At 70.7% G+C, this 23,872-nt stretch carries 24 protein-coding genes; 15 read left to right on the top strand and 9 right to left on the bottom strand.

Annotated elements, in window-relative coordinates; genetic code table 11:
• Positions 1-30 precede the first annotated feature (30 nt).
• From VGO10_RS15785 to VGO10_RS15770, 4 genes are all read left to right on the top strand, one after another.
• The gene (locus VGO10_RS15785; protein WP_327470044.1) at positions 31-1,572 is read left to right on the top strand and encodes a hypothetical protein; all 1,542 of its coding nucleotides are present in this window, start codon (positions 31-33) and stop codon (positions 1,570-1,572) included.
• On the top strand, positions 1,569-2,219 hold the full coding sequence (locus tag VGO10_RS15780) for a hypothetical protein (protein WP_327470042.1): 651 nt from the start codon (positions 1,569-1,571) through the stop codon (positions 2,217-2,219). Before VGO10_RS15785 ends, VGO10_RS15780 begins: the two co-directional genes overlap by 4 nt.
• Before the next feature lie 64 nt (positions 2,220-2,283).
• Positions 2,284-2,493: a hypothetical protein gene (locus VGO10_RS15775; protein ID WP_327470040.1), complete on the top strand. Its 210-nt coding sequence runs from the start codon at positions 2,284-2,286 to the stop codon at positions 2,491-2,493.
• Positions 2,494-2,537: 44 nt separating this feature from the next.
• Positions 2,538-2,999, top strand: coding sequence for an Rrf2 family transcriptional regulator (locus VGO10_RS15770; RefSeq protein WP_327470038.1), 462 nt, complete (start codon positions 2,538-2,540; stop codon positions 2,997-2,999).
• On the opposite strand, the gene VGO10_RS15765 is transcribed toward VGO10_RS15770, so the two are convergent.
• From VGO10_RS15765 to VGO10_RS15750, 4 genes are read right to left on the bottom strand one after another with little or no spacing between them, the layout of a single operon-like run.
• Positions 2,996-3,955: a sulfate ABC transporter ATP-binding protein gene (locus tag VGO10_RS15765; protein ID WP_327470036.1), complete on the bottom strand. Its 960-nt coding sequence runs from the start codon at positions 3,953-3,955 to the stop codon at positions 2,996-2,998. The two genes, VGO10_RS15770 and VGO10_RS15765, sit on opposite strands and share 4 nt — an antisense overlap.
• Entirely contained in the window at positions 3,952-4,758 is an 807-nt protein-coding gene (cysW, locus tag VGO10_RS15760) for a sulfate ABC transporter permease subunit CysW (RefSeq protein WP_327470034.1), read from the bottom strand. The genes VGO10_RS15765 and cysW overlap by 4 nt, the downstream gene beginning before the upstream one ends.
• A complete protein-coding gene (gene cysT, locus VGO10_RS15755; RefSeq protein WP_327470032.1) occupies positions 4,748-5,608 on the bottom strand; it encodes a sulfate ABC transporter permease subunit CysT in 861 nt (286 codons plus the stop codon). The genes cysW and cysT overlap by 11 nt, the downstream gene beginning before the upstream one ends.
• Positions 5,605-6,633, bottom strand: coding sequence for a substrate-binding domain-containing protein (locus tag VGO10_RS15750; RefSeq protein WP_327470031.1), 1,029 nt, complete (start codon positions 6,631-6,633; stop codon positions 5,605-5,607). Before VGO10_RS15750 ends, cysT begins: the two co-directional genes overlap by 4 nt.
• A gap of 97 nt (positions 6,634-6,730) precedes the next feature.
• Here VGO10_RS15750 and thyX point away from each other — a divergent pair, with 97 nt between their 5' ends.
• The 8 genes from thyX (at position 6,731) to VGO10_RS15710 (ending at position 13,759) form a co-directional block, all read left to right on the top strand.
• Complete coding sequence (gene thyX, locus VGO10_RS15745) at positions 6,731-7,516, top strand: FAD-dependent thymidylate synthase (protein ID WP_327470029.1); 786 nt, start codon at positions 6,731-6,733, stop codon at positions 7,514-7,516.
• A 164-nt stretch (positions 7,517-7,680) separates the two neighbouring features.
• A complete protein-coding gene (locus VGO10_RS15740) occupies positions 7,681-8,460 on the top strand; it encodes an ACP S-malonyltransferase (protein WP_327470027.1) in 780 nt (259 codons plus the stop codon).
• Entirely contained in the window at positions 8,460-9,557 is a 1,098-nt protein-coding gene (locus VGO10_RS15735) for a beta-ketoacyl-ACP synthase 3 (protein WP_327470025.1), read from the top strand. Before VGO10_RS15740 ends, VGO10_RS15735 begins: the two co-directional genes overlap by 1 nt.
• Positions 9,544-10,227, top strand: coding sequence for a 3-oxoacyl-ACP reductase FabG (fabG, locus tag VGO10_RS15730; protein ID WP_327470023.1), 684 nt, complete (start codon positions 9,544-9,546; stop codon positions 10,225-10,227). Before VGO10_RS15735 ends, fabG begins: the two co-directional genes overlap by 14 nt.
• 50 nt (positions 10,228-10,277) lie before the next feature.
• A complete protein-coding gene (locus VGO10_RS15725; RefSeq protein WP_327470021.1) occupies positions 10,278-10,529 on the top strand; it encodes a phosphopantetheine-binding protein in 252 nt (83 codons plus the stop codon).
• A 7-nt stretch (positions 10,530-10,536) separates the two neighbouring features.
• Complete coding sequence (locus VGO10_RS15720; RefSeq protein ID WP_327470019.1) at positions 10,537-11,715, top strand: beta-ketoacyl-[acyl-carrier-protein] synthase family protein; 1,179 nt, start codon at positions 10,537-10,539, stop codon at positions 11,713-11,715.
• Between the two features lie 50 nt (positions 11,716-11,765).
• A complete protein-coding gene (locus tag VGO10_RS15715) occupies positions 11,766-13,133 on the top strand; it encodes an acyl-CoA carboxylase subunit beta (RefSeq protein ID WP_327470017.1) in 1,368 nt (455 codons plus the stop codon).
• Positions 13,130-13,759, top strand: coding sequence for a TetR/AcrR family transcriptional regulator (locus VGO10_RS15710; protein ID WP_327470015.1), 630 nt, complete (start codon positions 13,130-13,132; stop codon positions 13,757-13,759). Before VGO10_RS15715 ends, VGO10_RS15710 begins: the two co-directional genes overlap by 4 nt.
• Before the next feature lie 71 nt (positions 13,760-13,830).
• On the opposite strand, the gene VGO10_RS15705 is transcribed toward VGO10_RS15710, so the two are convergent.
• Positions 13,831-14,427: a PilZ domain-containing protein gene (locus VGO10_RS15705; RefSeq protein WP_327470013.1), complete on the bottom strand. Its 597-nt coding sequence runs from the start codon at positions 14,425-14,427 to the stop codon at positions 13,831-13,833.
• Positions 14,428-14,591: 164 nt separating this feature from the next.
• Between VGO10_RS15705 and VGO10_RS15700 the strand changes: the two genes are divergently transcribed.
• Positions 14,592-17,351: a COR domain-containing protein gene (locus tag VGO10_RS15700; protein WP_327470010.1), complete on the top strand. Its 2,760-nt coding sequence runs from the start codon at positions 14,592-14,594 to the stop codon at positions 17,349-17,351.
• On the opposite strand, the gene fabI is transcribed toward VGO10_RS15700, so the two are convergent.
• On the bottom strand, positions 17,348-18,166 hold the full coding sequence (fabI, locus tag VGO10_RS15695) for an enoyl-ACP reductase FabI (RefSeq protein ID WP_327470008.1): 819 nt from the start codon (positions 18,164-18,166) through the stop codon (positions 17,348-17,350). The genes VGO10_RS15700 and fabI overlap by 4 nt on opposite strands.
• 113 nt (positions 18,167-18,279) lie before the next feature.
• Between fabI and VGO10_RS15690 the strand changes: the two genes are divergently transcribed.
• On the top strand, positions 18,280-19,227 hold the full coding sequence (locus VGO10_RS15690; protein WP_327470006.1) for a hypothetical protein: 948 nt from the start codon (positions 18,280-18,282) through the stop codon (positions 19,225-19,227).
• Here the strand turns inward: VGO10_RS15690 and VGO10_RS15685 are convergent, their stop codons facing one another.
• Positions 19,228-20,130, bottom strand: coding sequence for an RNA polymerase sigma-70 factor (locus VGO10_RS15685; RefSeq protein ID WP_327470004.1), 903 nt, complete (start codon positions 20,128-20,130; stop codon positions 19,228-19,230).
• Between the two features lie 72 nt (positions 20,131-20,202).
• On the opposite strand from VGO10_RS15685, the gene VGO10_RS15680 reads away from it, so the two are divergent.
• The gene (locus VGO10_RS15680; protein ID WP_327470002.1) at positions 20,203-21,144 is read left to right on the top strand and encodes an NAD(P)-dependent oxidoreductase; all 942 of its coding nucleotides are present in this window, start codon (positions 20,203-20,205) and stop codon (positions 21,142-21,144) included.
• A 466-nt stretch (positions 21,145-21,610) separates the two neighbouring features.
• On the opposite strand, the gene VGO10_RS15675 is transcribed toward VGO10_RS15680, so the two are convergent.
• Positions 21,611-23,191, bottom strand: a complete 1,581-nt coding sequence (locus VGO10_RS15675; protein WP_327470000.1) for an acyl-CoA synthetase — start codon at positions 23,189-23,191, stop codon at positions 21,611-21,613.
• Positions 23,192-23,200: 9 nt separating this feature from the next.
• Positions 23,201-23,872 (bottom strand): AMP-binding enzyme (locus VGO10_RS15670; protein WP_414642246.1); only part of this gene is annotated, 672 nt, incomplete at its 5' end.

Here is a 23,872-nt window from a genome sequence, read left to right as displayed (position 1 = left end):
GATCGAGATTGAACAGAACCGATTTCGGGCATGAGCCCTCGCCCTCCAGAGAACACCGCCACCTGCGGCGAGTGCGTCGCGCCCCTGCACGCCGACCAGCGCTACTGCCTGCGCTGCGGCGCGCGCCACGGCGCGCCGCGGGTCGATCCGCTGGGTGCACTGGGGTTTGCGGTGGACGCCGAAGCGCGTCTGCCCGGCGCGGCGATCGCGGCCGGCGGTGCCTTCGCGAGCGGCGGCGATGGTACGGCGACGGACAGCGGTGCGGCGGCCGGCGGGCGGCGCGCGCCGTCGCGGCGGCTCACCGCGGCGCTGGCGGCCGTGACGCTCGCGCTCGGTGCCGCAGCCGGTGCGGCGCTCGGCCCGGGTCCGGCGCTCTCGGTCGCTGCTGCGCCGCAGCGGCTGGTCGCGCTCGTGGTGCCCAGCGCGGCGCCTGCGCCGGCCACGACGACCGCCGAGGACGAGCCGTCTGCCCCCGAGCACGAGGGTTCTTCGGACACGCCGAGCGCCAGCGACCACACGTCCACGACCGACGGTGCGTCCTCCGCGAGCGACGACAGCAGCCCGGCCGACGACAGCTCTTCCGCTGACGACTCCAAGACCAAGACCACCTCCACCAGCGACGGTGACTCCACGACCACCGGCGCCAACGAGACGACCACGACCACCAAGACGACCGCCGCAACGGTGCCCGCGCACGTCTTCGTCATCAGTCTCACGCAGCTCGACGCGACCGCGTACAGCCCGACTTCTCCCCTCGCCGACCTCGTCGCCCGGGGCACGCTGCTCTCCAACTACGCCGCCGCCGGCCCCTCCGCCGCGGCCAACGAGCTCGCGCTGCTCGGCGGCCAAGTCCCCACGGCCGACTGCGCCGCCGACCTCGCCGCATGCGTCCTACCCGCCGGCGAGACGTCGCTGCCCGACCAGTTGCGCACCACCAACCTGACGTGGCGGGCGTACGTCGAGGATCCGGCCCAGCGTTGCGCGGCAACCCCGAGCGCCCGCGTCGGCGTCTCGCTCTTCACGACGCTCGCGGCCCGCAAGGACTGCGCGAGCAACGTCGTCGACCCCGCCACGCTCGACGCCGACCTCGCCAAAAAGACCAAGACACCCGCGCTGAGCCTCTTCGTCCCCAACGCCTGCCACGACGGCAGCGCGACGCCCTGCGCCGACGGCGCGCCCGCAGGCCTCGATGGCGCCACCGCGTCGCTGCACGCGCTCGTGGCCAAGATCACCGCCAGCGCCGCCTACAAGGCCGACGGCGTCCTGCTGATCGTCAGCGACGCGCCGCCCCCGCCGAGCACCGACCCGGCGGCGCCCCCTGCGACGCCCGCCCCGCTCGGCGCGCTCGTCCTCTCGCCCCGCGCCACCGCCGCGCGCACCGTCGACGCCGCGACCGGCCCGGTCGCGCTGCTGCGCTCGATCGAGGACCTGCTCGGCCTCGACGCGCTCGGCGCCGCCGCGCAGGTCACCACGCCCGCGCTCGACGGCGTGCTCGCACCGCCGACCGCGACGGCGTCTTCCACCTTCCCCCATCGATCCCATCCCACGAACCCGACACGGAGGTCCCCTTGACCCTCGCCCGTCCCCTGCTGATCGCCGTCTTCGCCCTCGCGGTGTGGGCGCCGCTCGCAGGCGCCAGTGCCAACCCCAACAACTACGACTGCGGCGGGCACATCGAAGCCGGTCAGCCGCAGCCCGGTGACGACAGCACGCAGGTCCAGTACGTCTTCGCCTGCGGCGGCCCGATCACCGGGTACCAGATCCAGCCGCAGATCAGCGACACCGGCTTCTCGACCGACGTCTCGGTGTTCGACCAGCAGAAGAACCCGGTCACGACCGACTCGTTCACCTGCAACGGCGACTTCCCCGGCTGGGGCTTCAACTGCATCGGCAAGTACACCGGCACGACGTACGCCAACATCGTCGGCACGTTCTCGATCGACGGGAAGCTCTGCGACGAGCCGCGCGTCGACCCGCTGCTGACCGTCGTCTACGCGACCGCCGACGCCAAGGGCGTCGTCACCCAGGCGATCTCCGGCCCCTACGACCTCGGCCGCCCGCGCGGCTGCCCGAAGTCCGCACAGGGCGGCAAGACCCGGATCCCGTCGGACTCTTCGCTGGCCGGCGGCGAGACCACCAAGAAGGCCACGGCGAAGAAGAAGGCCACCAAGAAGAAGGCGACCAAGAAGACCAAGAAGCACGCGGCCGCCGCGAAGTAACCGCACACGGGCCACCGCCGCACCACGGCGGTGGCCCGGAGCCCGGCTGGGTAGGACGGAGACCATGTCCGACCACGGCCACGACCACACCGAGGACCCACGCAAGCAAGAGCAGGGCAGCGGCGGCTACCCGGAGAGCACGCCCGCGGGCACCGAGGGCGACACGACCGGCCGGCCCGACGAGCACGGCGGAGACGACCGTGCGCCCAGTCCGTCGACCGAGAAAGAGGCCGATCGCGAACACTCGACCGGCAACCCGGACGCCGCCGGCTGACGGCTGGCTCCGCGAGCTTCCGGCGCGTCTGGAACGATGCGCCGGTGCGCATTTCCGCCAAGGCCGATTACGCGGTGCGGGCAGCGATCGAGCTGGCTGTCGCCGGAACCGAGCATCCGACCAAGGGCGACAGCGTCGCGCAGGCCCAGGGCATCCCCCTGAAGTTCCTCGAGAACATCCTCGCCGACATGCGCCACGCCGGCCTGGTCACCAGCCGCCGCGGCGCTGAGGGCGGCTACTGGCTGGCGCGGCCCGCCGAGGAGATCACCGTCGCCGACATCATCCGCGCCGTCGAGGGCCCGCTGGCCTCCGTCCGCGGCGGCCGCCCCGAGGACGTGGACTACGCGGGCAGCGCCGAGCCGCTGCAGCGCGTCTGGATCGGTGTCCGCGCGAGCCTGCGCCGCGTCGTCGAGAACGTCACGCTCGCCGACCTCGCCTCGGGCAAGCTGCCCAAGGACGTCGAGGCGCTGGCGAAAGACCCCGAGGCCTGGGTGACGCGCCGCTAAGCCGCGCTCGGCAGCGACTTCACGCCGTCGCGCCGCACGTAGACGATGTCGCCCTCGTGCAGCTCCAGCTGCTCGGCCTCGTGGCGCGTCAGCTGGGCGTAGACGGCGCCGTCGCCGGCGAGGTCGAGCTCGACGCGGACCTCGAAGCCGAGGTGCACGATGCGCGAGATCTGCGCCTCGACGCCGATGCCGTCCGGATCGGTCCGCAGGACGAGGTCGTGCGGGCGCACCAGCCCGTCGCCCAACCGCGCGACCGGGCCGAGGAAGCCCATGACGAACTCGTTGGCCGGCGCGTCGTAGAGGTCGCGTGGCGCGCCGACCTGCTCGATGCGACCGCCGTTGAGCACCACGATGCGATCGGCCAGCTCCATCGCCTCCTCCTGGTCGTGGGTGACCAGGACGGTGGTGACGTGGACCTCGTCGTGCAGCCGGCGCAGCCACGCGCGCAGCTCGGCACGGACGTTGGCGTCCAGCGCGCCGAACGGCTCGTCCAACAACAACACCTTGGGCTCGACCGCCAAGGCGCGCGCCAGCGCCATCCGCTGGCGCTGGCCGCCCGACAGCTGTGACGGGTAGCGGTCCTGATAGCCCGAGAGCCCGACGATGCCCAGCAGCTCGTCGACCTTGGCCGTGATCTCCGCCTTCGGGCGCTTGCGCACCTTGAGGCCGAAGGCGACGTTGTCGCGCACCGTCATGTGCTTGAACGCGGCGTAGTGCTGGAAGACGAAGCCGATGTCGCGCTGTTGGGGCGGAAGGCCCGTGACGTCGCGATCTTCCAAGACGACGTGACCCGTGTCCGGCACCTCCAGCCCCGCGATCACGCGCAACAGCGTGGACTTGCCCGAACCCGACGGCCCGAGCAGCGCGGTCAGCGAGCCGGGCTCGATCTCCACCGAGACGTCGTGCAGCGCCGCGAACTCGCCGTAGTGCTTGGAGACCGAGGAGACGGAGATCATCGTGCATCACCCTTGCGTTGCAGGAGCGTCAACGCAAGCAGGGTCGCAAGCGCGATCACGGCCATGAGCGCCGAGGCGGCATAGGCGCCGGCGAGGTCGAAGTTCGAGAAGCGGTTCTCGACGAGCAGCGGCAGCGTGATCGTCTCGCCGGAGATCTTGCCCGACACGACGCTGACGGCGCCGAACTCGCCGATGGCGCGCGCCACCGACAGCACGACGCCGTAGGCCACACCCCAGCGGATCGCCGGCAGCGTGACGCGCAGGAACGTCTGCCAGCGTGAGGCACCGAGCGTCGCGGCCGCCTGCTCCTGCTCGTCGCCGATCTCGCGCAGCACCGGCACCACCTCGCGCACGACGAACGGCAGGCAGACGAAGATCGTCGCCAGCACCATGCCGGGCACCGAGAAGATGATCTGGATGCCGGCGTCGGTGAGCGTCGGCCCGAGCCAGCCCTGACGGCCGTAGAGCAAGAACAGCGCCAAGCCGATGACGACCGGCGAGATCGCGAACGGCAGGTCGATGAGCGCCTCGAGGATCCGCTTGCCGCGCACGCGCGAGCGGACGAGCGCAAGCGCCGCGACGATCCCGAAGATGGTGTTCAACGGGACGGCGATCGCGGTGATCTCGATCGTCAGCCAGAACGCGCTGACCGCGGCCGGCGTCGTGATCGAGGCCCAGACCGCGTCGACGCCCGGCTCGAAGGTCCGGTAGAGCACGACGCCGATCGGGACGACCAGCAGCAGGGCCAGGTAGCCGAGCGCGAAGAAGCGGATGCCGTAGCGGCTCGCACGACTAGTGATCATGCCGCGCGCCCCAGTACTCGATGAAGCGCAGCGCGATCAACATCAACAACGAGACGCCGATCAAGACCACCGCGACCGCCGCCGCGCCGCTCGCGTTGTCGCTCTCGATCTGCTTGAAGATGAAGACCGACGACACCTGTGTGTCAAACGGCTTGTTGCCCGAGATCAGGATGACCGAGCCGAACTCCCCGACGGCGCGCGCGAACGACAGCGCGGCGCCGGACAGGATCGCCGGGATCAGGTTGGGCAAGATGATCCGGCGGAAGGTGGTCAGCGGGCCGGCGCCGAGCGACGCGGCGGCCTGCTCCATCTCGGTGTCGAGCTCGATCAGCACCGGCTGCACCGCGCGCACGCCGAACGGCAGCGTGACGAACAGCAGCGCGAGCGCGACCGACAGCTGCGTGAACGCGAGGTTGACGCCGACCGGGCTCGTCGGCCCCCACAACGCCAGCAGCGTGATGCCGACGACGATCGTCGGCATCGCGAACGGCAGGTCGATGATCGCGTTGACGACCCGGCGGCCGGGGAAGTCGTCGCGCACCAGCGTCCAGGCGATCGCCACCCCGGCCACGGCGTTGATGGCCGCGACGATGACCGACACGATCAGCGTGAACTTCAGCGCGGAGACGGCTTGGCGGCTGGAGACCGAGTCCCAGAACGCCGACAGGCCGCCGTCCAGCGACTTGGCCGCCAGCGCCGCCAGCGGCAACAGCACGATCAGGCTCAGCCACAGCATCGCCAGGCCCATGCCCAGACCGCCGACGCCCCCGGACCGTGCAAGGGTCCGAGGGCGGCGGTCACGACGACGGGCGGGCGCCGGCGCGGCCGGGGTGACGGCCTGCGTGCTCACTTCGCCGTCGATACTCCGTTGTCGTCTTCGATCTTGGCGACCGCGCCCTTCTCGGGATCGAACAGGTCGGCGTTGATCTTCTTCCAGCCGCCGAAGTCGTCGACCGTCTTGACCGTGCCCGGATCCGGGAACTTGGCCTTGTTCTTGGCCAGGATCGCCGCGTTGACCGGGCGGTAGCCCCAGTCGGCGAAGTGCTGCTGCGCGCTGTCGCTCAGCGCGAACTTCACGAACGCCGCGCCCTTGGCGCCGCCCGCGGTCGTGGCCGCGATCGGGTTCTGGATCAGGAACGTGTCGTCGGGCTGGACCAACTCGATGTTCTTCTCGCCCTTCTTGACGGCCGTCGCGTACTCGTACTCATAGGAGATGAGCACGTCGCCCTCGCCGCCGGTGAAGGTCTGCAGCGCCTCGCGTCCGGACTTGGGCTGGACCGGCACGTGGTCGCTCAGGAGCTTCTTGACGTAGGCGATCCCGCCGTGCTGGTAGGCGCCCAGCAGGTTCCACTTGGCCGCGCCCGAGGTGAACGGGTTGGGCGTGACGACCTTGACGCCGGGCTTGAGCAGGTCATCCCAGCCGTGGATGCCCTTCGGGTTGCCCTTGCGCACGACGAACGAGACCAGCGACGTGGTGACGAAGCCGCCCTTGCCGCCGGCCGCCTCGGTCTGCGCGACCCAGTCGGCGGGCACGAGCTTGTCGGGCGTCAGCTTGTCGACGTCAGGCGCCAGCGAGAGGGCGACGACGTCGGCCTTCTGGCCGGCGAGCACCGCGCGGCTCTGGTCGCCCGAGGCGCCGTAGGAGGTCTTGAACGAGACGCCCTTGCCCTCAGCGGTCTTCTGGAAGTCCGGGATGATCTGGTCGTAGACGACCTCGGGGGTCGAGTAGGCGACCAGCGAGAGCGAGGACGTCGAGCCGCCCCCGCCGCCGCCCGAGGAGGCCGACGAACCGCTCGTGTCATCGGACGCGCCGCCACAACCGGCCACGGCGAGGGCGGCGACGGCAAGCGTCGAGAGCAGGATCTTGGGCGTCACAGGCACGACTCCTCGGGAAAAGGGCTAATCACAGTCAGGTTTAGGAGGTTCGGCAGTGTACAGCAAGGCGACTGAAGAGATCGGGATACTGCAGTTCATGCGCGAGACCACGCCACAGGTGTTCTTGATCGCCCGTCCCGCGCTCGATCTCGACGGCCTGCGCGGCTATCTCGACGCAGCTGGCGGCGCCTCGTGGCTGGATCGCCGGCTGGCGGAGAGCGAGGTGCTGAATCCCGGCGAGACGCTGGCCGAGTTCGCCGGGCGCGCCTGTTACCGCTCCTGGGAGCCGGGGCTCAACCCCAACGTCACGCGCGTGCGCACCGATCCGCGCGAGTACCTCGACAACGTGCTCGCCTCCGGCCACGGCTCGGTCCTGGAGCACGCCAGTTACACCTTCGCCTTCCGCGACGTCTCACGCGTCTTCACGCACGAACTGGTCCGCCACCGTGCCGGTTCGGCGTTCTCGCAGGAGAGCCTGCGCTACGTGCGGCTGACCGACATCGGCTTCCGCATCCCGCCGGCGCTGGAGCCGATCCGCGAGCAGGTGGTCTCGATCGTCGAGCAGCTCGAGGAGCTGCAGGTCAGCGCCGCGCGCGAGCTCGGCGTCGACGACGAGGGCGTGCCGTTCGCGGTCAAGAAGGAGGTGACCTCGGCGCTACGCCGGCTCGCGCCGATCGGGCTGAGCACCGACATCATCTGGACCGCCAACGTGCGGACGCTGCGCCACGTCATCGCGCTGCGCACCGCGCCCGGCGCCGAGGAGGAGCTGCGGCTCGTCTTCGACCTCGTCGCCGAGCTGGCGCTGGCCGAGGCGCCCGCGCTCTTTCAGGACTTCTCGCGCGATGACGACGGCACCTGGACGCCGGCGCACGGCAAGGTCTGACCCAATCGCAAGCAGGCCTGTCCCTGAATGGGTGCGCTGGCCGTGATTCGACACTCTCACACCGTCTGTCGAGATCGCGAAACCAGGGCGCTCTCGCGCGCTAAGTGTGAACAGTGCCCTCAATTGCCGCGATTTTCCCTGGCCAGGGGAGCCATGCGCCCAACATGGACGAGCCCTACCGCGGGCTGGCCGCCTTCGAGCGGGGGCTCGAGCTGCTCGGCTTCGACCCGTTCGAGCGCCTAGACGAGGGCACGCGCTTCCAGCAGCCCGCCATCTTCCTGTGCAGCGTCACCGCGTGGGATCTCTGGCGCGAGGCGTCGCCCGAGGAGTTCGCGCAGGTGCGCGCGGCCGCCGGCCACTCGCTCGGCGAGTACGCCGCGCTGGTCGCCGCGGGCGTGTTGTCCTTCGAGGACGCCGTCAGCCTCGTGGCCGAGCGCGCCGCGGCGATGGCCGACGCCGGCGAACTGCAGTCCGGCTCGATGGTCGCGATGCTCGGCGGCGACGACCACGCGATCCGCGCGCTGGCCGACCGCCTGGGCCTGACGATCGCCAACGACAACGCGCCCGGCCAGCTGGTGCTGAGCGGGGCGACCGAGGCCGTCGCCCAGGCCGAGGAGCTCGCCCGTGAGGAGACCGGCGCGCGCGCTCGACGGCTCGACGTCTCCGCCGCCTTCCACTCGCCGCTGATGCAGCCGGCGGCCGCGCGCTTGGCCGAGGCGCTCGCGCGCGTGGAGATTCAGCCCGGCGCCTTCCCCGTCTACGCCAACGGCAGCGCAGCCCCGTTCAAGGACGTCCGCCGCGAGCTCAGCGAGAACCTCCTGCGCGCCGTGCGCTGGCGCGAGACGATGCTGGCGCTGCGTGCCGCGGGCATCGACCGCTACGTCGAGCACGGCCCCGGCGCCGTCCTCACCGGCCTGGTCAAGCGAACGCTGGCGGCGGCGTGATGCAGGCGGGCACGGTCACCGACAGCGCCGCCACGCAGACGACGGAGCGCCGCGGCCGGATCACCCGCGCGGCCACCACCAAGCCGGGAGCGATCTCGCGCCCGCGCGCCGGGCGAGCGGGGACCGTTGCTCGCGGCCTCACCGCCGGCCTCTTCGGCGTCGGCGCCGCGCTGCCCGAGCGCGAGATCGACAACGCCTACTTCGAGCAGCGCCTCGACACCGACGACGCTTGGATCGTGCGGCGCACCGGCATCCGGACGCGCCGCTGGCTGGAGGCTGACGAGCCGCTCGCGCCGCTCGCCGCACGCGCCTGCGCCAACGCGCTGGCCGACGCCGGACGCAGCGCCGCCGAGGTCGACCAGCTCATCGTCACCACGATCACCCCGGACAAGGTCACGCCCGGCCTGGCCCCCGAGGTCGCACGGCTGATCGGCGCCCACGGCGCCGCCGCGGTCGACCTCAACGCCGCGTGTGCCGGCTTCTTGTACGGCTTGGACCAGGCCGCGGCGCTGGTCGAGACCGGCCGCGCCGGCGTCGTCCTGGTCTGCGGTGCCGAGGCGCTGAGCCGCCTGACCGACACCGAGGACCGCGGCACCGCCGTGCTCTTCGGCGACGGCGCGGGCGCGGTGGTCGTCGCCGCCGGTGAGCTGGACCGTGGCGTCTCGCGCTTCGTCCTGGGCTGCGATCCCGAGCAGGGCGGTCTGCTCTACGCCGACAACGAGGACCGCAAGCTGCGGATGGAAGGCCGCGAGGTCTACCGCCACGCGGTCGCCCGGATGGCCGAGGCGACGCGTGAAGCGCTGGACGCCGCCGCCCTGACCGTTGACGATCTCGACCTTTTTGTCGCCCACCAGGCAAACTCACGCATCATCGAGTCCGCCGCCAACGAGCTGGGTCTGCCCCACGCCAAGCTCGCGATCAACGTCGACCGCGTCGCCAACACGTCGTCGGCATCGATCCCGCTCGCGCTGGCCCAGGCTGAGCGCGACGGGTTGCTGAAGCCCGGCGCCACCGTCGGCCTGGCCGCCTTCGGCGCCGGCTTCGTCTGGGGCGCGGGCGTCGTCAGCTGGAAGGAGCGCCAGTATGTCTGCGCCTGAGGGAGCGGTCGCGCTGGTCACCGGCGGCACGCGCGGCATCGGCGCGTCGATCGCGCAGCGGCTGAAGGCCGACGGCTACAAGGTCGCAACGCTCGGGCGCAGCGGCGGCGACGTGCAGGCCGACGTCGCTGACCCGGCAGCCGTCCAGGCGGCCTTCGACGAGGTCCGCGAGCGCTTCGGCCCCGTGCTGATCTTGGTCAACAACGCCGGCGTCACCGCCGACGGGCTGGCCATCCGCATGCCCGACGATGACTGGGCGCGCGTGATCGACACCAACTTGAACGGCGCCTTCAACTGCACCAAGCGCGGCCTCGAGGACATGTTGAAGGCCCGCTGGGGCCGCATCGTCAACGTGTCGTCGATCTCCGCGCAGCGCGCCAACTCCGGCCAGGCCAACTACGCCGCCTCCAAGGCGGGGCTGCTCGGCTTCACCCGGGTCGTCGCCAAGGAGATGGGCAAGCGCAACATCACGTCCAACGCCGTGACGCCCGGCTTCATCGAGACCGAGATGACCGCTGAGCTGCCGGCCAAGGAGCTGGCGGCCGCGATCCCGGCGGCGCGCATCGGTCAACCCGAGGAGGTCGCCGCCGCGGTGAGCTTCCTCGTCAGCGACGACGCGGCCTACATCAACGGCGCAACGCTGGCCGTCGACGGCGGCCTCGGCGCCTAGCACCACCTGTCCCGACCAAGAACCCGAAGAACCAGGAGAACACCACCATCATGGCCAGCCAGCAAGAGATCCTCGAAGCCATCCGCGCCGAGCTCACCGCCATCAAGGTGCCCGACGCCGAGACGGCGCAGCCCGACACGACGTGGGAGCAGCTCGACGTCGACTCGCTCGATCTCGTCGAGCTCGTCAAGGCGCTCGAGGACCGCTTCGAGGTCCAGATCGCCGATCCGGATCTCAAGGGCATTGCCTCGGTCGGCGACGCGATCACGCTCGTCGAGCGCCTGCAGACCGCGACGGCCTAAGAGCTATATGGACGGCATCGTCATCACCGGACGGGGCGTCGTCTCCCCCGTCGCCACGGGCGTCGAGGCGTTCTTCGACGCCCTGCTCGGCATGGAGGGCGGCATCACCGACGAGGGTGTCGCGCCGTGCGGCGAGTTTGACCCCGAGGTCGTGATGACCCCGAAGGAGGCGCGGCGGATGGACCGCTTCGCGCAGCTCGCGGTCGCGGCCGCCGACCAGGCGGCCGACGAGGCGGGCCTACTCGGCGAGGTCGACCCGGCGCGCGTCGGGGTGATCGTCGGCACCGGCGTCGGCGGGTTGACCACCCTGCAGGCGGAGTGCAAGACGTGGCTGGAGGAGGGCGACCGTGCGGTCTCACCCCTCTTCGTTCCGATGATGATGCCCAACGCCGCCGCCGGCCAGATCGCGATGCGCCGCGGCCTGCATGGCCCGGGCTTCTCGATCGCGTCGGCATGCTCGACGGGCGCGCACTCCATCGGCGAGGCCGCCCGGTTGATCGCGCGCGGCGAGGCCGATGTGATGATCTCCGGTGGCACCGAGGCCGCGCTCGTCGGCCTCTGCCTGGCCGCCTTCAAGCGCATGGGCGCGCTGTCGCGCGTCGGCGAGTCGCGCCCGTTTGACACGCGCCGCGACGGCTTCGTCATGGGCGAGGGCTCCGCGGTCCTGGTGTTGGAGCGCGAGGAGCATGCCCGCGCCCGCGGCGCGCACATCTACGCGCGCGTGACCGGCTACGGCGCGTCCAACGACGCGTTCCACATCACCCAGCCCGAGGCCAACGGCCGCGGCGCAGTCGAGGCCATGACTGCGGCGCTGCGCGACGCCGACCTCGCGCCGGCCGACGTGGGCTACGTCAACGCGCACGGCACGAGCACGCCGATCAACGACCGCGTCGAGACGCTGGCCCTGCGCCAGGTCCTCGGCGAGGACGGTCCGCCGGTCTCCTCCTGCAAGGGCGCCGTCGGGCACACGCTCGGCGCCGCCGGCGCCATCGAGGCGCTGGCGTGCGTGGAGGCGCTGCGCCGCGGTGCGCTGCCACCGACGCTCGGGCTCGAGGACATCGACCCCGAGTGCGCCGCGGATCACATCGCCGGCGCGCCGCGCGAGGCGCCGGATCTCAAGGTCGCGCTGAGCAACTCGTTTGCCTTCGGCGGCCAGAACGCGACGCTCGTCCTCCAGGCGGCCTAGGGGAGAACCATGAGCGCGTCGACTGCGTCGATTGAGAAGGACAACAACAAGTGAGCGCGGTCTTCGACGTCCGGGAGGGTGGGACCGACATCCTCGCCGCGCGTGCGCGGCTGGAGCTGCTGTTCGACGCCGGCACCTTCCGGCCGATCCGCACCGCGGTCGGCGACGGCGTGCTGTCGGGCAGCGGGCGCGTCCAGGGTCGTGCGGTGGTCGCGTGGGCCCAGGACGGAACGTTCAAGGGCGGGTCGCTGGGCTCCTCGGGCGGCGAGACGATCGCACGGACGATCCAGCGCGCGAACGCGCTCGGCGTCCCGGTCGTCGGCTTCCCCCACTCCGGTGGCGCGCGGCTGCAGGAGGGTGTCGCGGCCCTGAGCGCCTACGCGGCGATCTTCCGCGCCCAGGCCCTGGCGACGGTCCCGATGATCAACGTCGTGTCGGGCCCCTGCGCTGGCGGTGCGGCCTACTCGCCAGCATTGGGCGACTTCGTGGTCATGACCGCTGAGGCCGTGATGTTCCTGACCGGCCCGAAGATCATCGAGCGCGTGACGCGCGAGGTCATCTCGGCGGCCGAGCTCGGCGGGACCAAGGTGCACGGCGCCAACGGCGTCTCGCACCTGGTCGCGCGCGACGACGTCCACGCCGCCGAATTGGTCCGCGAGCTGCTGACGTTCCTGCCCGACCGCGTCGGCAACGGCACCCCGCTGGTGCCGCCGGCCGATGCGCCCGGCGAGGACCCGGGCGACGTGCTGCCGGCGAGCAACCGCAAGGTCTACGACGTGCGCGAGGTCGCCGCCCGCCTGCTGGACCGCGGCGCGCTGCTGGAGCTCTCACCGCGCTGGGCGCGCAACCTCGTCGTCGGCTTCGGCCGCGTCGAGGGCCGGGCGGTTGGCGTGATCGCCAACCAGCCCAAGCACCTCGGCGGCTGCCTCGACGCCGATGCGGCCGAGAAGGGCGCGTGGTTCGTCGATCTCTGCGACCGCTTCGGCATCCCACTCGTCGTCCTGGCCGACACGCCGGGCTTCCTGCCGGGTGCCACGCAGGAGGCCGCCGGAGTGCTGCGCCATGGCGCGGCGCTCCTGCGGGCCTTCGGACGCGCCTCGGTCCCGAGGGTCACGGTGACGTTGCGGCAGGCGTATGGTGGAGCGCACATCGTCATGAACTCCCGCGATCTCGGTGCGACCCTCACGCTTGCCTGGCCTGACGCCCGGATCGGCGTCATGGGCGCGCGCCAGGCCGTCGAGCTGGTCGGCCGCCGCGAGATCGAGGCGGGCGCCGACGCAGCGGTGCTGGCCGACGCGTACGAGGCCGAGCACCTGCCGGTGCGCATCGCGGCCGCCGCGGGGTTCGTGGACGAAGTCGTCGCGCCGTCGGAGACGCGCGACCGCATCGCCCACGTCCTCGAGCTGGCGCAGACGTGAGCCCAGGCGGCGAGCCGCTCGAGCTCAACGAGTCGCGCAACGCGACCGAGGAGGCCATCCTCGACGCTGCGCGCGACGCGCTCGCCGACACCGAGTACCGCCGCCTGACGATGGACGTCATCGCCAAGCGGGCGTTCGTGTCCCGCACCGCGTTGTACTTCTACTTCCCCAACAAGCGCGCGCTGGTCGACCGGCTGATCCTGCGCGCGTTCTTGGACATGTACGAGGCGGCGGCGCCGTACCTGGACGGCAGCGGCGACCCGCGCGCCGAGCTCCGCCGCGGCCTGGCGCGGACCGTCAAGGTCATCGACCGCGATGCCCACGTGCTGACGCTGGCGGCGATGCTGAGCGGCGAGGAGGATCGCCTGCCGCCGCAATGGGCGCCCTACGTCGTGCGCTTCGTCGAGGGCGCGACGGCGCGGATCGCCCGCGACCAGACGCGCGGCATCGCTCCGTCAGACATCCCACCGCGGCTGGCCGCCCAGGCGCTGCTGGCGATGGTCGAGCGCCACGTGACGTTGGAGCTCATCCAGGGCGGCGGCGACGCCCACCAGTCGATCCGCGTGCTCGCCGAGCTGTGGTGGCGCGCGGTGTACTCCAAGCCGGCTGACCCGCTGCCGGCGTAGGTCGTCGGCTCCGAGCGCGCGGAACCCGCGATATGCGCGGGTTCGACGCGTTCGACGATCGCGCTGGACCCCTAGCGCCCGCGCGCGGCGTCGCCGCCGGTCGCCTGCTCGGCGAAGCGGCGGGCGAGGGCTGCGCGGATGGAGAGGACCATCGAGTCGAGGTGGTCGCGGGAAGCGGGGTCGATCTCGGTGAAGTGGATGGCGGTGCCCTCGGGGATGGTCCGCACGATGATGCCGGTGGCCTTGACCTCGGGGCCGCCCTGGGGCATCTCGATGGTCACCTCGACGGCGGCGTCGCGCTCGCCGAACGCAGCGCCCTCCAGCAGCGCGCCGCCGGCTGAGACGTTGACGGTGCGCGAGGTGATCGTCTGGCCGCCCGCGTTGACCGTGACCGGGAGCTGGACGTCGAGCCGCGGGCTCTCGCGCAGGTTGTCGATGCGGCCCTCGCGGTTGGCGGTGAAGGCCACGCAGCCCTGCTGAGCGCGCGCGGCGTTTCCGTGGAGGACGACGAGGTGGCCCTGATGGCGGAACGAGAGCTGCGCCGACCGCGGCAGCAGGCCGGGCGTCAAGTCGCGCGGATCTCGTGGCAAAAGCCACGCGATGTCCTTCCCCGTGGCCGCGACGATCCCCTCCATGGGACGCACGCCGACGCTCAGCGTGGCGGGCATGAAGTCGCGAATTCGACGCACTGCTCAGCATCGTGCCAAACGGCGCGGTTGTTCGCGGGCAGACCGGGCGGCGTGGGGCGCAGCACATCTCACCGCTCGGGACGGGTTGAGCTACGATGCCCCGGAATTCGAATCGGTCGTCGACGACGAAGGCAAGGACGCACATGTCCCTCGATGCATCAGAGGACTGGCGCGAGCGGTTCGAGCGCGCGCATGACAGCCGGGAACTCAGCCTCACCGGCCTACACCTTGAAGAGCTCCCCGCCGAAGTCCACCAGCTGCGCACGCTCACGCGCCTGTCGCTGGTGGACTGCGGGCTCCGCAGGCTGCCGGAGTGGCTCGGCGACCTCGAAGCACTCGAGGTCATCGACCTCGGCAGCAACCCACTCGAGATCCTGCCGGAGTCGATGGGACATCTCACCCGCCTCCGGGCGCTTGGTCTATCGACCACCGGACTCACTGAGGTGCCGGCATCGCTCGCCGGCCATCCGAGTCTGCTGGCGCTCATCGCGCCAGGCAACCACATTGCGGCGGTTCCCTCTTGGATTGGCACGCTGGAGCGGCTCGAAGCGCTCGACCTGGGCTTCAACCAGCTCCAACATCTTCCCGACGAGATCGCGCGGCTGAGACATCTCCGTATCTTGCGGCTCTGGGGCCATGCCTTCGATGCCGTACCAGAGGCGATCAGAGGGCTCGATGCGCTCGAGCTGCTCGACCTCAGCCAGGGGGGCGAGAACCTCACCGATGACGGTAACGAGGACTTTCGTGGATCGGCATTTCGGGGACAGCGCCTCATGGGCAGCGCCTACGCCGACAACGGCAAGATCACGTCGGTGCCGCACTGGCTGGCCGACGGGCTCCCGTCGCTCCGCTACCTCCATCTCGACGGGCAGCGCCTCACCAGCCTGCCAAGGCTTCCCCCGCGACTGACCGTCCTGACCTTGGAGGACAACAACTTCGCCGCGATTGCCCCTTCGATCTGCGATCTCGTCGCGTTGGACACGCTCCTACTGGCCGGCAACCAGGTGCGAGAGCTTCCTGATCGCATTCGAACGATGTCCAGCCTCGATGTGCTGGACGTGACCTACAACGCGCTGCGGATCCCGCCCGAGGTGCTCGGACAAGCCGACGCCCGCGTGATCTTCGACTTCCTCGCGCGCGTCCAGGGCCCAACGCAGCGCCTGAATGAGGCCAAGCTCGTCGTCGTCGGCGAAGGCTCCGTCGGCAAGACGTCGCTGATCAAGCGGCTGGTCTCCGGCGGCTTCTCCCCGCACGAGACCATGACCGAGGGAATCGAGGTCACCCGCTGGCAGACCGGCGACGGCAGCGATCAGGTCGCGCTCAACATCTGGGACTTCGGCGGGCAGGAGATCATGCACGCCACGCACCAGTTCTTCCTGACGCGCCGCAGCGTTTACGTGCTTGTCCTGGACGCCCGCCAGAGCGACGAGCAGAACCGCGTCGAGTACTGGCTCAAGCTGATCCAGGGCTTCTCCGATGGCTCGCCGGTCATCATCGTCGCCAACAAGACCGAGCAGTCACCGCTAGACATCGACGAACGCGGACTGCGAGCCAAGTACGCGAACCTGGTTGAGATCGTCTCGGCCTCCTGCCAGACCGGCGTCGGCATCGACCAGGTCGAGGCCGCCCTGGCTCAGACGGTCGCCGGTCTCGCGCATGTGCACGACGTGCTGCCCACGGCGTTCTTCGACGTCAAATCCGAACTGGAGGCCATGGACGGCAACTACCTCGCCTACGACCGCTACCAGCAATTGTGCGAAGAGCACGGCGTTGCCGACCAGGCCTCACAGGAGTTGCTCGTCGGCTTCCTGCACGACCTCGGCACGGTGCTCTGCTTCCGCGACGATCCGCGACTCTCAGACACCAACATCCTCAACCCGCAGTGGGTCACGGCCGGGGTCTACCGGATCCTCAACTCGCACCTTGCCGCCCAGCGCAAGGGCTTGCTGCGCTGGGCCGATATCAACGCGATCCTCAATGATGTTGATTACCCATCGGAACGGCGCTCGTTCATCATCGACATGATGAAGCGCTTCGAGCTCTGCTACGAGGCCGACGACATGTTCCTGGTGCCCGACCTGCTGACCAAGCAGGAGCCCGACACCGGCGACTGGTCCGACGCGCTGCGCTTCGAGGTGCAGCACGACGTCCTGCCGTCCAGCGTCATCTCCCGGCTCGTCGTGCGGATGAACCACATGATCAGCAGCGGGACGGTGTGGCGCACCGGCGTAGTTCTGGCCGTCGACGGCAACCGCGCGCTGGTCAAGGGCGATCGCGAGGACGCGACCATTCGCATTGCGGTCTCTGGAGCGAAGGCCGGCCGCCGCGGGCTCCTGACGGCTATCCGCACCGAGCTGCGCTCTATCGCGGACACCATGCCGGGGATGGAGGGCGAGGAGCGGGTTCCGATCCCGAGACAGCCCGGCGTCTGGGTGCCCTACGGCCATCTCCTCAACCTGGAGGCCGCCGGGCACTCGGAGGTCGTGCCCAACGGCATGACCGACAGCCTGAGCATCCGCTCGCTGCTCGACGGGATCGAGCAGCGCAGCGCGGAGGGTCGTGACAGCGTGATCACCGTGCCGCGCATGCAGAGCCCCGAACCGGCCGTGAAGATCGTTCCGATGGCCGGATCCGCGCCATGGACACCCGCGGAGGGCTTGCGCTTCGGGCGCTTCCTGGTCCTCGCGCTCTGCCTCATCGCCGCGGTCTTCGTGGGTGCGGCGGTCGTCGCCGGCCAGGGCGCGGCAGTGTTCCTCGCAGCCGCCGTCTGCGCGCTCGGGCTCATCGCGATCCTGGTGCTCAGATCCGGCGACCGGATGAGCGAGCAGACGTTCCTCGAGGCGCTGAAGTCCCTGTTACGTGCGCCCCGCGAGCGCGACGACGCGCCTGCGGAGGAGAGCTAGTCGCCTGCCGTGACGGCCGCCTGCACCACAGCCCCGCCGTGGACGCCCAGCGCGTGGAAGCCGCCGTCGACGTGGAGGATCTCACCGGTCACCGCTCGTGAGAGCGAGGAGAACAGGAAAAGGACGGCGTCGGCGACGGGCTCGGGGTCGTCGAGGTCCCAGGGCAGCGGTGCGCCCTGCTCCCACGCCTGGGCGAGCACGTCGAAGCCCTCGATGGCGCCTGCAGCCATCGTGCGCAGTGGACCGGCCGCGATGAGATTGGAGCGGATCCCGCGCGGGCCGAGGTACTGCGCGAGGTAGCGGTTGACCGACTCCAGCGCGGCCTTCGAGACGCCGGCCCAGTCGTAGATTGGCCAGGCCTTGCTGGCGTCAAAGTCGAGGCCGACGAGCGAGCCGCCACCCTCGGCGCGCTCCAGCAGCGGCGCGAACGCGGCGCCCAGCGACTTCAGCGAGAACGCGCTGATCTCGAACGCGCTGACCGCGGAGGCGACCGGCGCCTCCAAGAAGCGGCCGCCGAGCGCGTCGCCGGGCACGAAGGCGATCGCGTGCAACACACCATCGACGACGCCCCAGCGCTCCTCGAGCTCGGCGGCCACCGCCGCGATCTGCGCCTCGTCGGTCACGTCGAGCTCCAGCACGTCGGGCGGCTGGGGCAGCCGCTGCGCCATCCGCTGGGTCAGCCGCAGCGCGCGACCGAAGCCGGTGAGGACGATCTCGGCGCCCTCCTCCTGCGCGCGCCGGGCGACCGTGTAGGCGATCGAGCGATCGGTCAGCACGCCGGTGATCAGGAGCTTCTTGCCGTCCAGGAGAGCCATCACCCCATCCTTACCGACGCGGCGCCCCGAGGTTCCTCGGGTTCGACGGTGCTGCAGGAGATGTCGAGCCTCAAACGGGTGAGCGACCGCCTGATTGCGGGCATGATGGGCGCGTGGATGCCCGCACCGTGCGCCGGCGGCGACTCACCGCCCTGGGTGCGGTGGCGCTGCTGGCCGTCGCCGGCGGGGCGGTGGCCGGCGCGGGCGGCGGCGGGTCTAGCGGCGAGAGCGCGGGCGCGACGAGCACCCCGGCCGCCGCCGACACACCCAGGCCGGCCCAACTCCCGGGCGGCGGACGGCGCCTGTTCCCCGACCGTCGCGTCGTCGCCTTCTACGGCAACCCGCGCGACGATGAGCTCGGCGCGCTCGGGATCGGCACGCCCGCCCAGGCGGCCAAGCGCCTGCTCAAGCAGGCCAAGCCCTACAACCTGAAGGCGCGGCCCGTGCTGCCGGCGATGGAGTTGATCTCCACCGTGGCGACCGCCGCGCCCGGCGACGCCGGCCTCTACCGCGACCACATCTCCTTCGCCAAGATCCGCAGCTACCTGGCCGCCGCGCGCAAGATCCATGCCTTGCTGATCCTCGACATCCAGCCCGGCCGCGGCGAGTTCGGCCCCGAGATCACGCGGCTGGCGCCGTTCCTGCGTGAGCCGGACGTCGGCCTCGCGCTGGATCCTGAGTGGCACGTCGGCCCCGATGCCCTGCCAGGCAAGGTGATCGGGTCGACCGACGCCGATGTCGTCAACGCCGCCGCGACCTACCTGAGCAAGATCGTGCGCGAGCGCGACCTGCCCGAGAAGCTGCTGATCGTCCATCGCTTCACCGACGACATGATCGCCCGCGCCGACCGCCTGCGTCAGGTGCCCGGCGTGCAGACCGTGGTCAACGTCGACGGCTTCGGCTCCACCAGCGTCAAGGTCGCCAAGTACCACTCCTTCGTTCACACGACGCCGCAGATGCGACGCGGCTTCAAGTTGTTCTACAAGGAGGACGTCAAGACCATGTCCCCCAAGTCGGTCATGGCGCTGTCGCCGCGGCCCGACGTGGTGGTCTACGAGTAGCTATCGCCGCGCGCGGTCAGACACCGGCCCGAGATGGGCGAGCTTGTCGGGGTTGACGATCGAGTTGATCGCGGTGACCCGGCCACCGGCGATGTCGAGCGCCATGACGACGATGACCTTGTCCTCGCTGTCGTGCGCGATCCAGCCGGGCTGACCGTTGACGGTGGTCGGCGTGACGGTGACCGCACCGTCGCCGCGGGCGGCCTGGCGGAACAGCGCGCGGACGGCGTGGGCGATGCGGTCCGCGCCGACGAGCGGCTGTGGAAACGCCGTCGCCTTGCCGCCGCCGTCGCCGGTGAAGACCGCGTCGTCGGCGAGCAGTTCGATCAGACCGTCGAGATCGTCGCCCTGGGCGGCGGCGAGGAAGCGCGCGGCGAGCTCTTCACGTGCCGCGCGTGAGGGCTCGAAGCGCGGGCGCTCGGTGAGGACGTGACGGCGGGCGCGCGCACCGATCTGCCGGCAGTTGGCCGGGCTCTTGCCGACGATGTCGGCGATCTCTCCGAACTTGTAGTCGAAGGCCTCGCGCAGGAGGAAGACCGCGCGCTCGTCCGGTGTCAGTCGCTCCAACACCACCAGGAACGCGAGCGAGAGGTCGTCGGCCAGCTCGGCGTCGGCGGCGATGTCGACCCCGTCGTCGGCCAGCAGCGGTTCGGGCAGCCACGGGCCGACGTAGGCCTCGCGGCGCACGCGCGCGGAGCGCAGGTGGTCGATGGACAGGCGCGTCGCGATCGCCGTCATGTAGGCCTTGGGCGAGGCGATCTCGGTGCCGTCGCGCAGCTCGCGGTGCGCACGCAGCAGCGTCTCCTGCGTGATGTCCTCGGCCTCGGCGACCGAGCCGAGCATCCGATAGGCGATGGAGAACACCAGCGGGCGTAGCTCGGTTAGCTCTGACGATCGCGTCATGTCCACGGAGACGATCTTGCCCGCTTGGATGTGACATGTCACACCTGAGCGGCCTGTCTCGTCAGAGGGCCCATGAGAATCTTTCTGGCAGGTGCAACAGGTGCGGTGGGGCAGCGGCTGGTGCCGGCGCTCCTTGAGGACGGCCACGAGGTGGTGGCCATGACGCGGACGGCGGCCAAGGCGGACGGGCTGCGAGCGGTCGGCGCGCTGCCGGTGGTGGCCGACGCGCTGGATCGCGAGGCTGTGATGGGCGCGGTGCTCGGCGCCGAGCCCGAGGTGATCATCCATCAGATGACGGCGCTGACGGGCGCGACCGACATGAAGCACTTCGACCGCGTCTTCGCGACGACCAATCGACTGCGGACCGAGGGCACGCGCCATCTACTCGACGCCGCGCGTGCGGCCGGCACGCGGCGGCTGATCGCGCAGAGCTTCACGGGTTGGCCATTCGCGCGGGAGGGCGGGCCGGTGAAGGATGAGAAGGCACCGCTGGATTCGGACCCACCGCGTGCGCAGCGGGAAACGTTGGCGGCGATTCGGGAGTTGGAGGCGCTGGTCGGTGACGCCGACGGCGTGGAAGGTGTCGTGCTGCGCTACGGCGGCTTTTACGGGCCGGGAACGAGCCTGGGCGCCGACGGCGAGGTGACCGAATTGGTGCGCCGCCGACGGCTGCCAGTGGTGGGCAGCGGCGACGGGCGCTGGTCGTTCACGCACATCGACGACGCGGCCGGCGGCGTGCTCGCGACGCTGGCGCCGGGCGGGCCGACAGGAGTGTTCGCAATCGTCGACGACGAGCCGGCGCGGACGGCCGATTGGCTGCCGGCGCTGGCGTCGGCGCTTGGCGCGCCCGCGCCGCGGAGGGTTCCCGCATGGCTGGGCCGCCTCGCGGCGGGCGACGCGGCGGTGACGATGATGACCGCGTCGCGGGGTGCCTCGAACGAGCGCGCGCGATCGGTGCTTGGGTGGACGCCGCGGTGGCCGACGTGGCGTGAGGGGTTTCGGGAGGGGTTGTAGGCGGGTTGCGCGCACGTCATTTCGTTGACAGTGCGCGGCGCCGGCGTAGGTGCGTAGCGTGGTCTGCCGGCACCGAGGGAGTGAAGCGAAGCGACACCTCGCGGCGCGGCCCGTCATCCGCCAGCGTCCGGGAGGGTGGGCCCGTTTGCCGCGACGGGCTCGCGCTCAACAGGCCCACCCCCTACGCCAACACCTCACGACGACCGGTGAGCAACACGGAGCACATGTTACCCGCGATATGCGCGGGTTACGCGCGATCGAGTCCCGGCGGTCAACGACATCGAACCCGCGCATATCGCGGGTTAGGTGCCATCGAGTGTTGTTCGGGCCCGAATCACCTGCCCAGAGGCCAACGGACGACGAGCCAGCGCACCGAACGCCACTTCCCGCTCGCTCTCCTCGGTGCCGACAGATCACGCAGCGCACCACGACCACGCCGCGCACTGCGCGCCACCGACGCCCGCAGCTACTCCCCAGACGCAGCCGCCGCCTCGCGCTCGCGCAGCTCGATCCGCCGGATCTTGCCCGTCAGCGTCTTAGGCAAGTCCTCCACGAACTCGACCCGCCTCGGATACGCGTAGGCCGACAACCGATCGCGCACAAAGACCTTGATCTCGTCGCCCAACTCATCCGACGGCTCGCGCCCCTCAACCAACACGATGAAGGCCTTGACGATCGTGCCGCGGCGCTCATCGGGCGCCGCGACCGCAGCAGCCTCCCGCACGGCCGGATGCTCGATGCAGGCCGACTCCACCTCGAACGGCCCGATCCGATACCCGGCCGAGATGATGACGTCGTCGGCGCGGCCGGCGTACCAGATGTAGCCGTCCTCGTCGGCGGTCGCCGCGTCCTTGGTGTGGAACCAGTCGCCGCCGAAGGTCTCGGCCGCCGCCGCGTCGTTGTTCCAGTAGCCCAACGGGTAGTGCGGGTTGGACCGCGCCCGCAGACAGATCTCCCCGCGCTCGCCCTGGGCGACCTCGTGCTCGTCCTCGTCGAGGATCCGCACGTCCCAGCCGGGCATCGGGCGCCCCATCGAGCCCTCGCGCACCTCCATCCACGGGAAGTTCCCGCACAACGGGTAGGACTCCGTCAACCCGTAGTAGTCGAGCACGGTCAACCCGTACTGGTCGCGGAACCAGCGGATCGCCTCCGGGTTCAGCGGCTCGCCGGCCGAGCAGACGCGGCGGAAGTCGCACGGGTAGCGCGTGCCGGCATCCTCGATGGCCATCATCGAGCGCATCGCGGTCGGCGTCGTGAAGACGTTGGTGACCGCGTTGCGGCTGAGGAAGTCGAGCTGCCCCCGTGGGTCAAAGCCGCCCTCCCGCTGCAGCACCACCTGCACCGCCCCCAGGCGCCACGGGCCCAGCAGCGGCGCGATCCCCGCCGCCCACGCCCACTCACCCATGCCGTGAAAGCGCTCGCCGTCGGCCACCTCGTGGCAGAGCTCGAACTCGTTGTGCGCCAGGAGGTAGCGGTGGGCGTGCACGATGCCCTTGGCCAGCCCGGTCGTTCCCGAGGTGTAGTACAACTGCGCCGGGTCGTCAGCGGCGCTGTCGTAGGACACCATGTCGGTCGGTGCGCCCGCTAGGAGACCGTCATCCGCGTCGAGAATCAGCAGCTCGCCGACCGTCTCCCCCACGTGCGCGCGGAACCGCTCGGCGTTGGCCTCGTCGGTGACGAGCACCCGCGGCTTGGAGTCCTTCAGGCGGTGCGCGATCCCATCGTCGCCGTAGAGCACCGACATCGACAGCAGGATCGCGCCGCGCTTCCAGGCGCCAAAGAAGATCGCCGCGGTCTCCGGCGTCGGCGGCAGCACGACCGCCACCCGCTCGCCCGGGTCGACGCCGTGCTCGCCGAGCACGTGCGCCGCCTGGTTGGACAGATCCTGCAGCTCGCCCCAGTTCAGCTCCCGCCGCGCGCCATCAAAGCGCTCCCACACCATCGCCGGCTTGTCGCGCGGATGCTTGTCGCAGACGTCCTGAGCGATGTTGTAGCGCTCGGGTACATGCCATTCATGTCCAGCGCGGAGCTCTTCGTAGCGACCCATGGAGGGAAGCTACTCCTCGTCAGCGCGCTCTTGGATCTTGCTCTGCAACTGCGCCATGACGTCGGGGTCGCGCAGCGTCGTGACGTCACCGAGCTCGCGCCCCTCGGCGATGTCCTTCAACAACCGCCGCATGATCTTGCCGCTGCGCGTCTTGGGCAGGTCGTCGGCCCAGATGATGCGCTTGGGACGGGCGAACTTCCCGATCCGGTCGGCCACCCGGTCGCGGATCTCGACGATCAGCTCGTCGGAGCCCTCGAGGTCGCCCTCGAGGGTCACGAACGCGCAGATCGCCTGTCCGGTGTCCTCGTCGGACTGACCGATCACCGCCGACTCGGCCACCTTGCCGTGGGAGACGATCGCCGACTCCACCTCGGCCGTCGACAGGCGGTGTCCGGAGACGTTTACCACGTCGTCGATCCGCCCGATGACCCAGAAGTAGCCGTCCTCATCCTTGCGGGCGGCGTCGCCGACGACGTAGGTCTCGGTGCCGAACTTGGAGAAGTAGGTCTCGATGAACCGGTCGTCCTCCTTGTACAGCGTGCGTAGCATCGACGGCCACGGGCGCTGCAGAACCAGCAATCCCTGGCCCTCGTCCAGCGGCTTGCCCTCGCGCTCGTCGACGACGTCGGCCTTGACCCCCGGAAACGGCCGCGTTGCCGAGCCCGGCTTCGTTGCGACGAT

This window comes from Baekduia sp., assembly GCF_035996765.1.
GTDB lineage: Bacteria > Actinomycetota > Thermoleophilia > Solirubrobacterales > Solirubrobacteraceae > Baekduia.
Note: the sequence above shows the minus strand (reverse complement) of the source record. Positions and strands in the feature narration are given on the sequence as shown.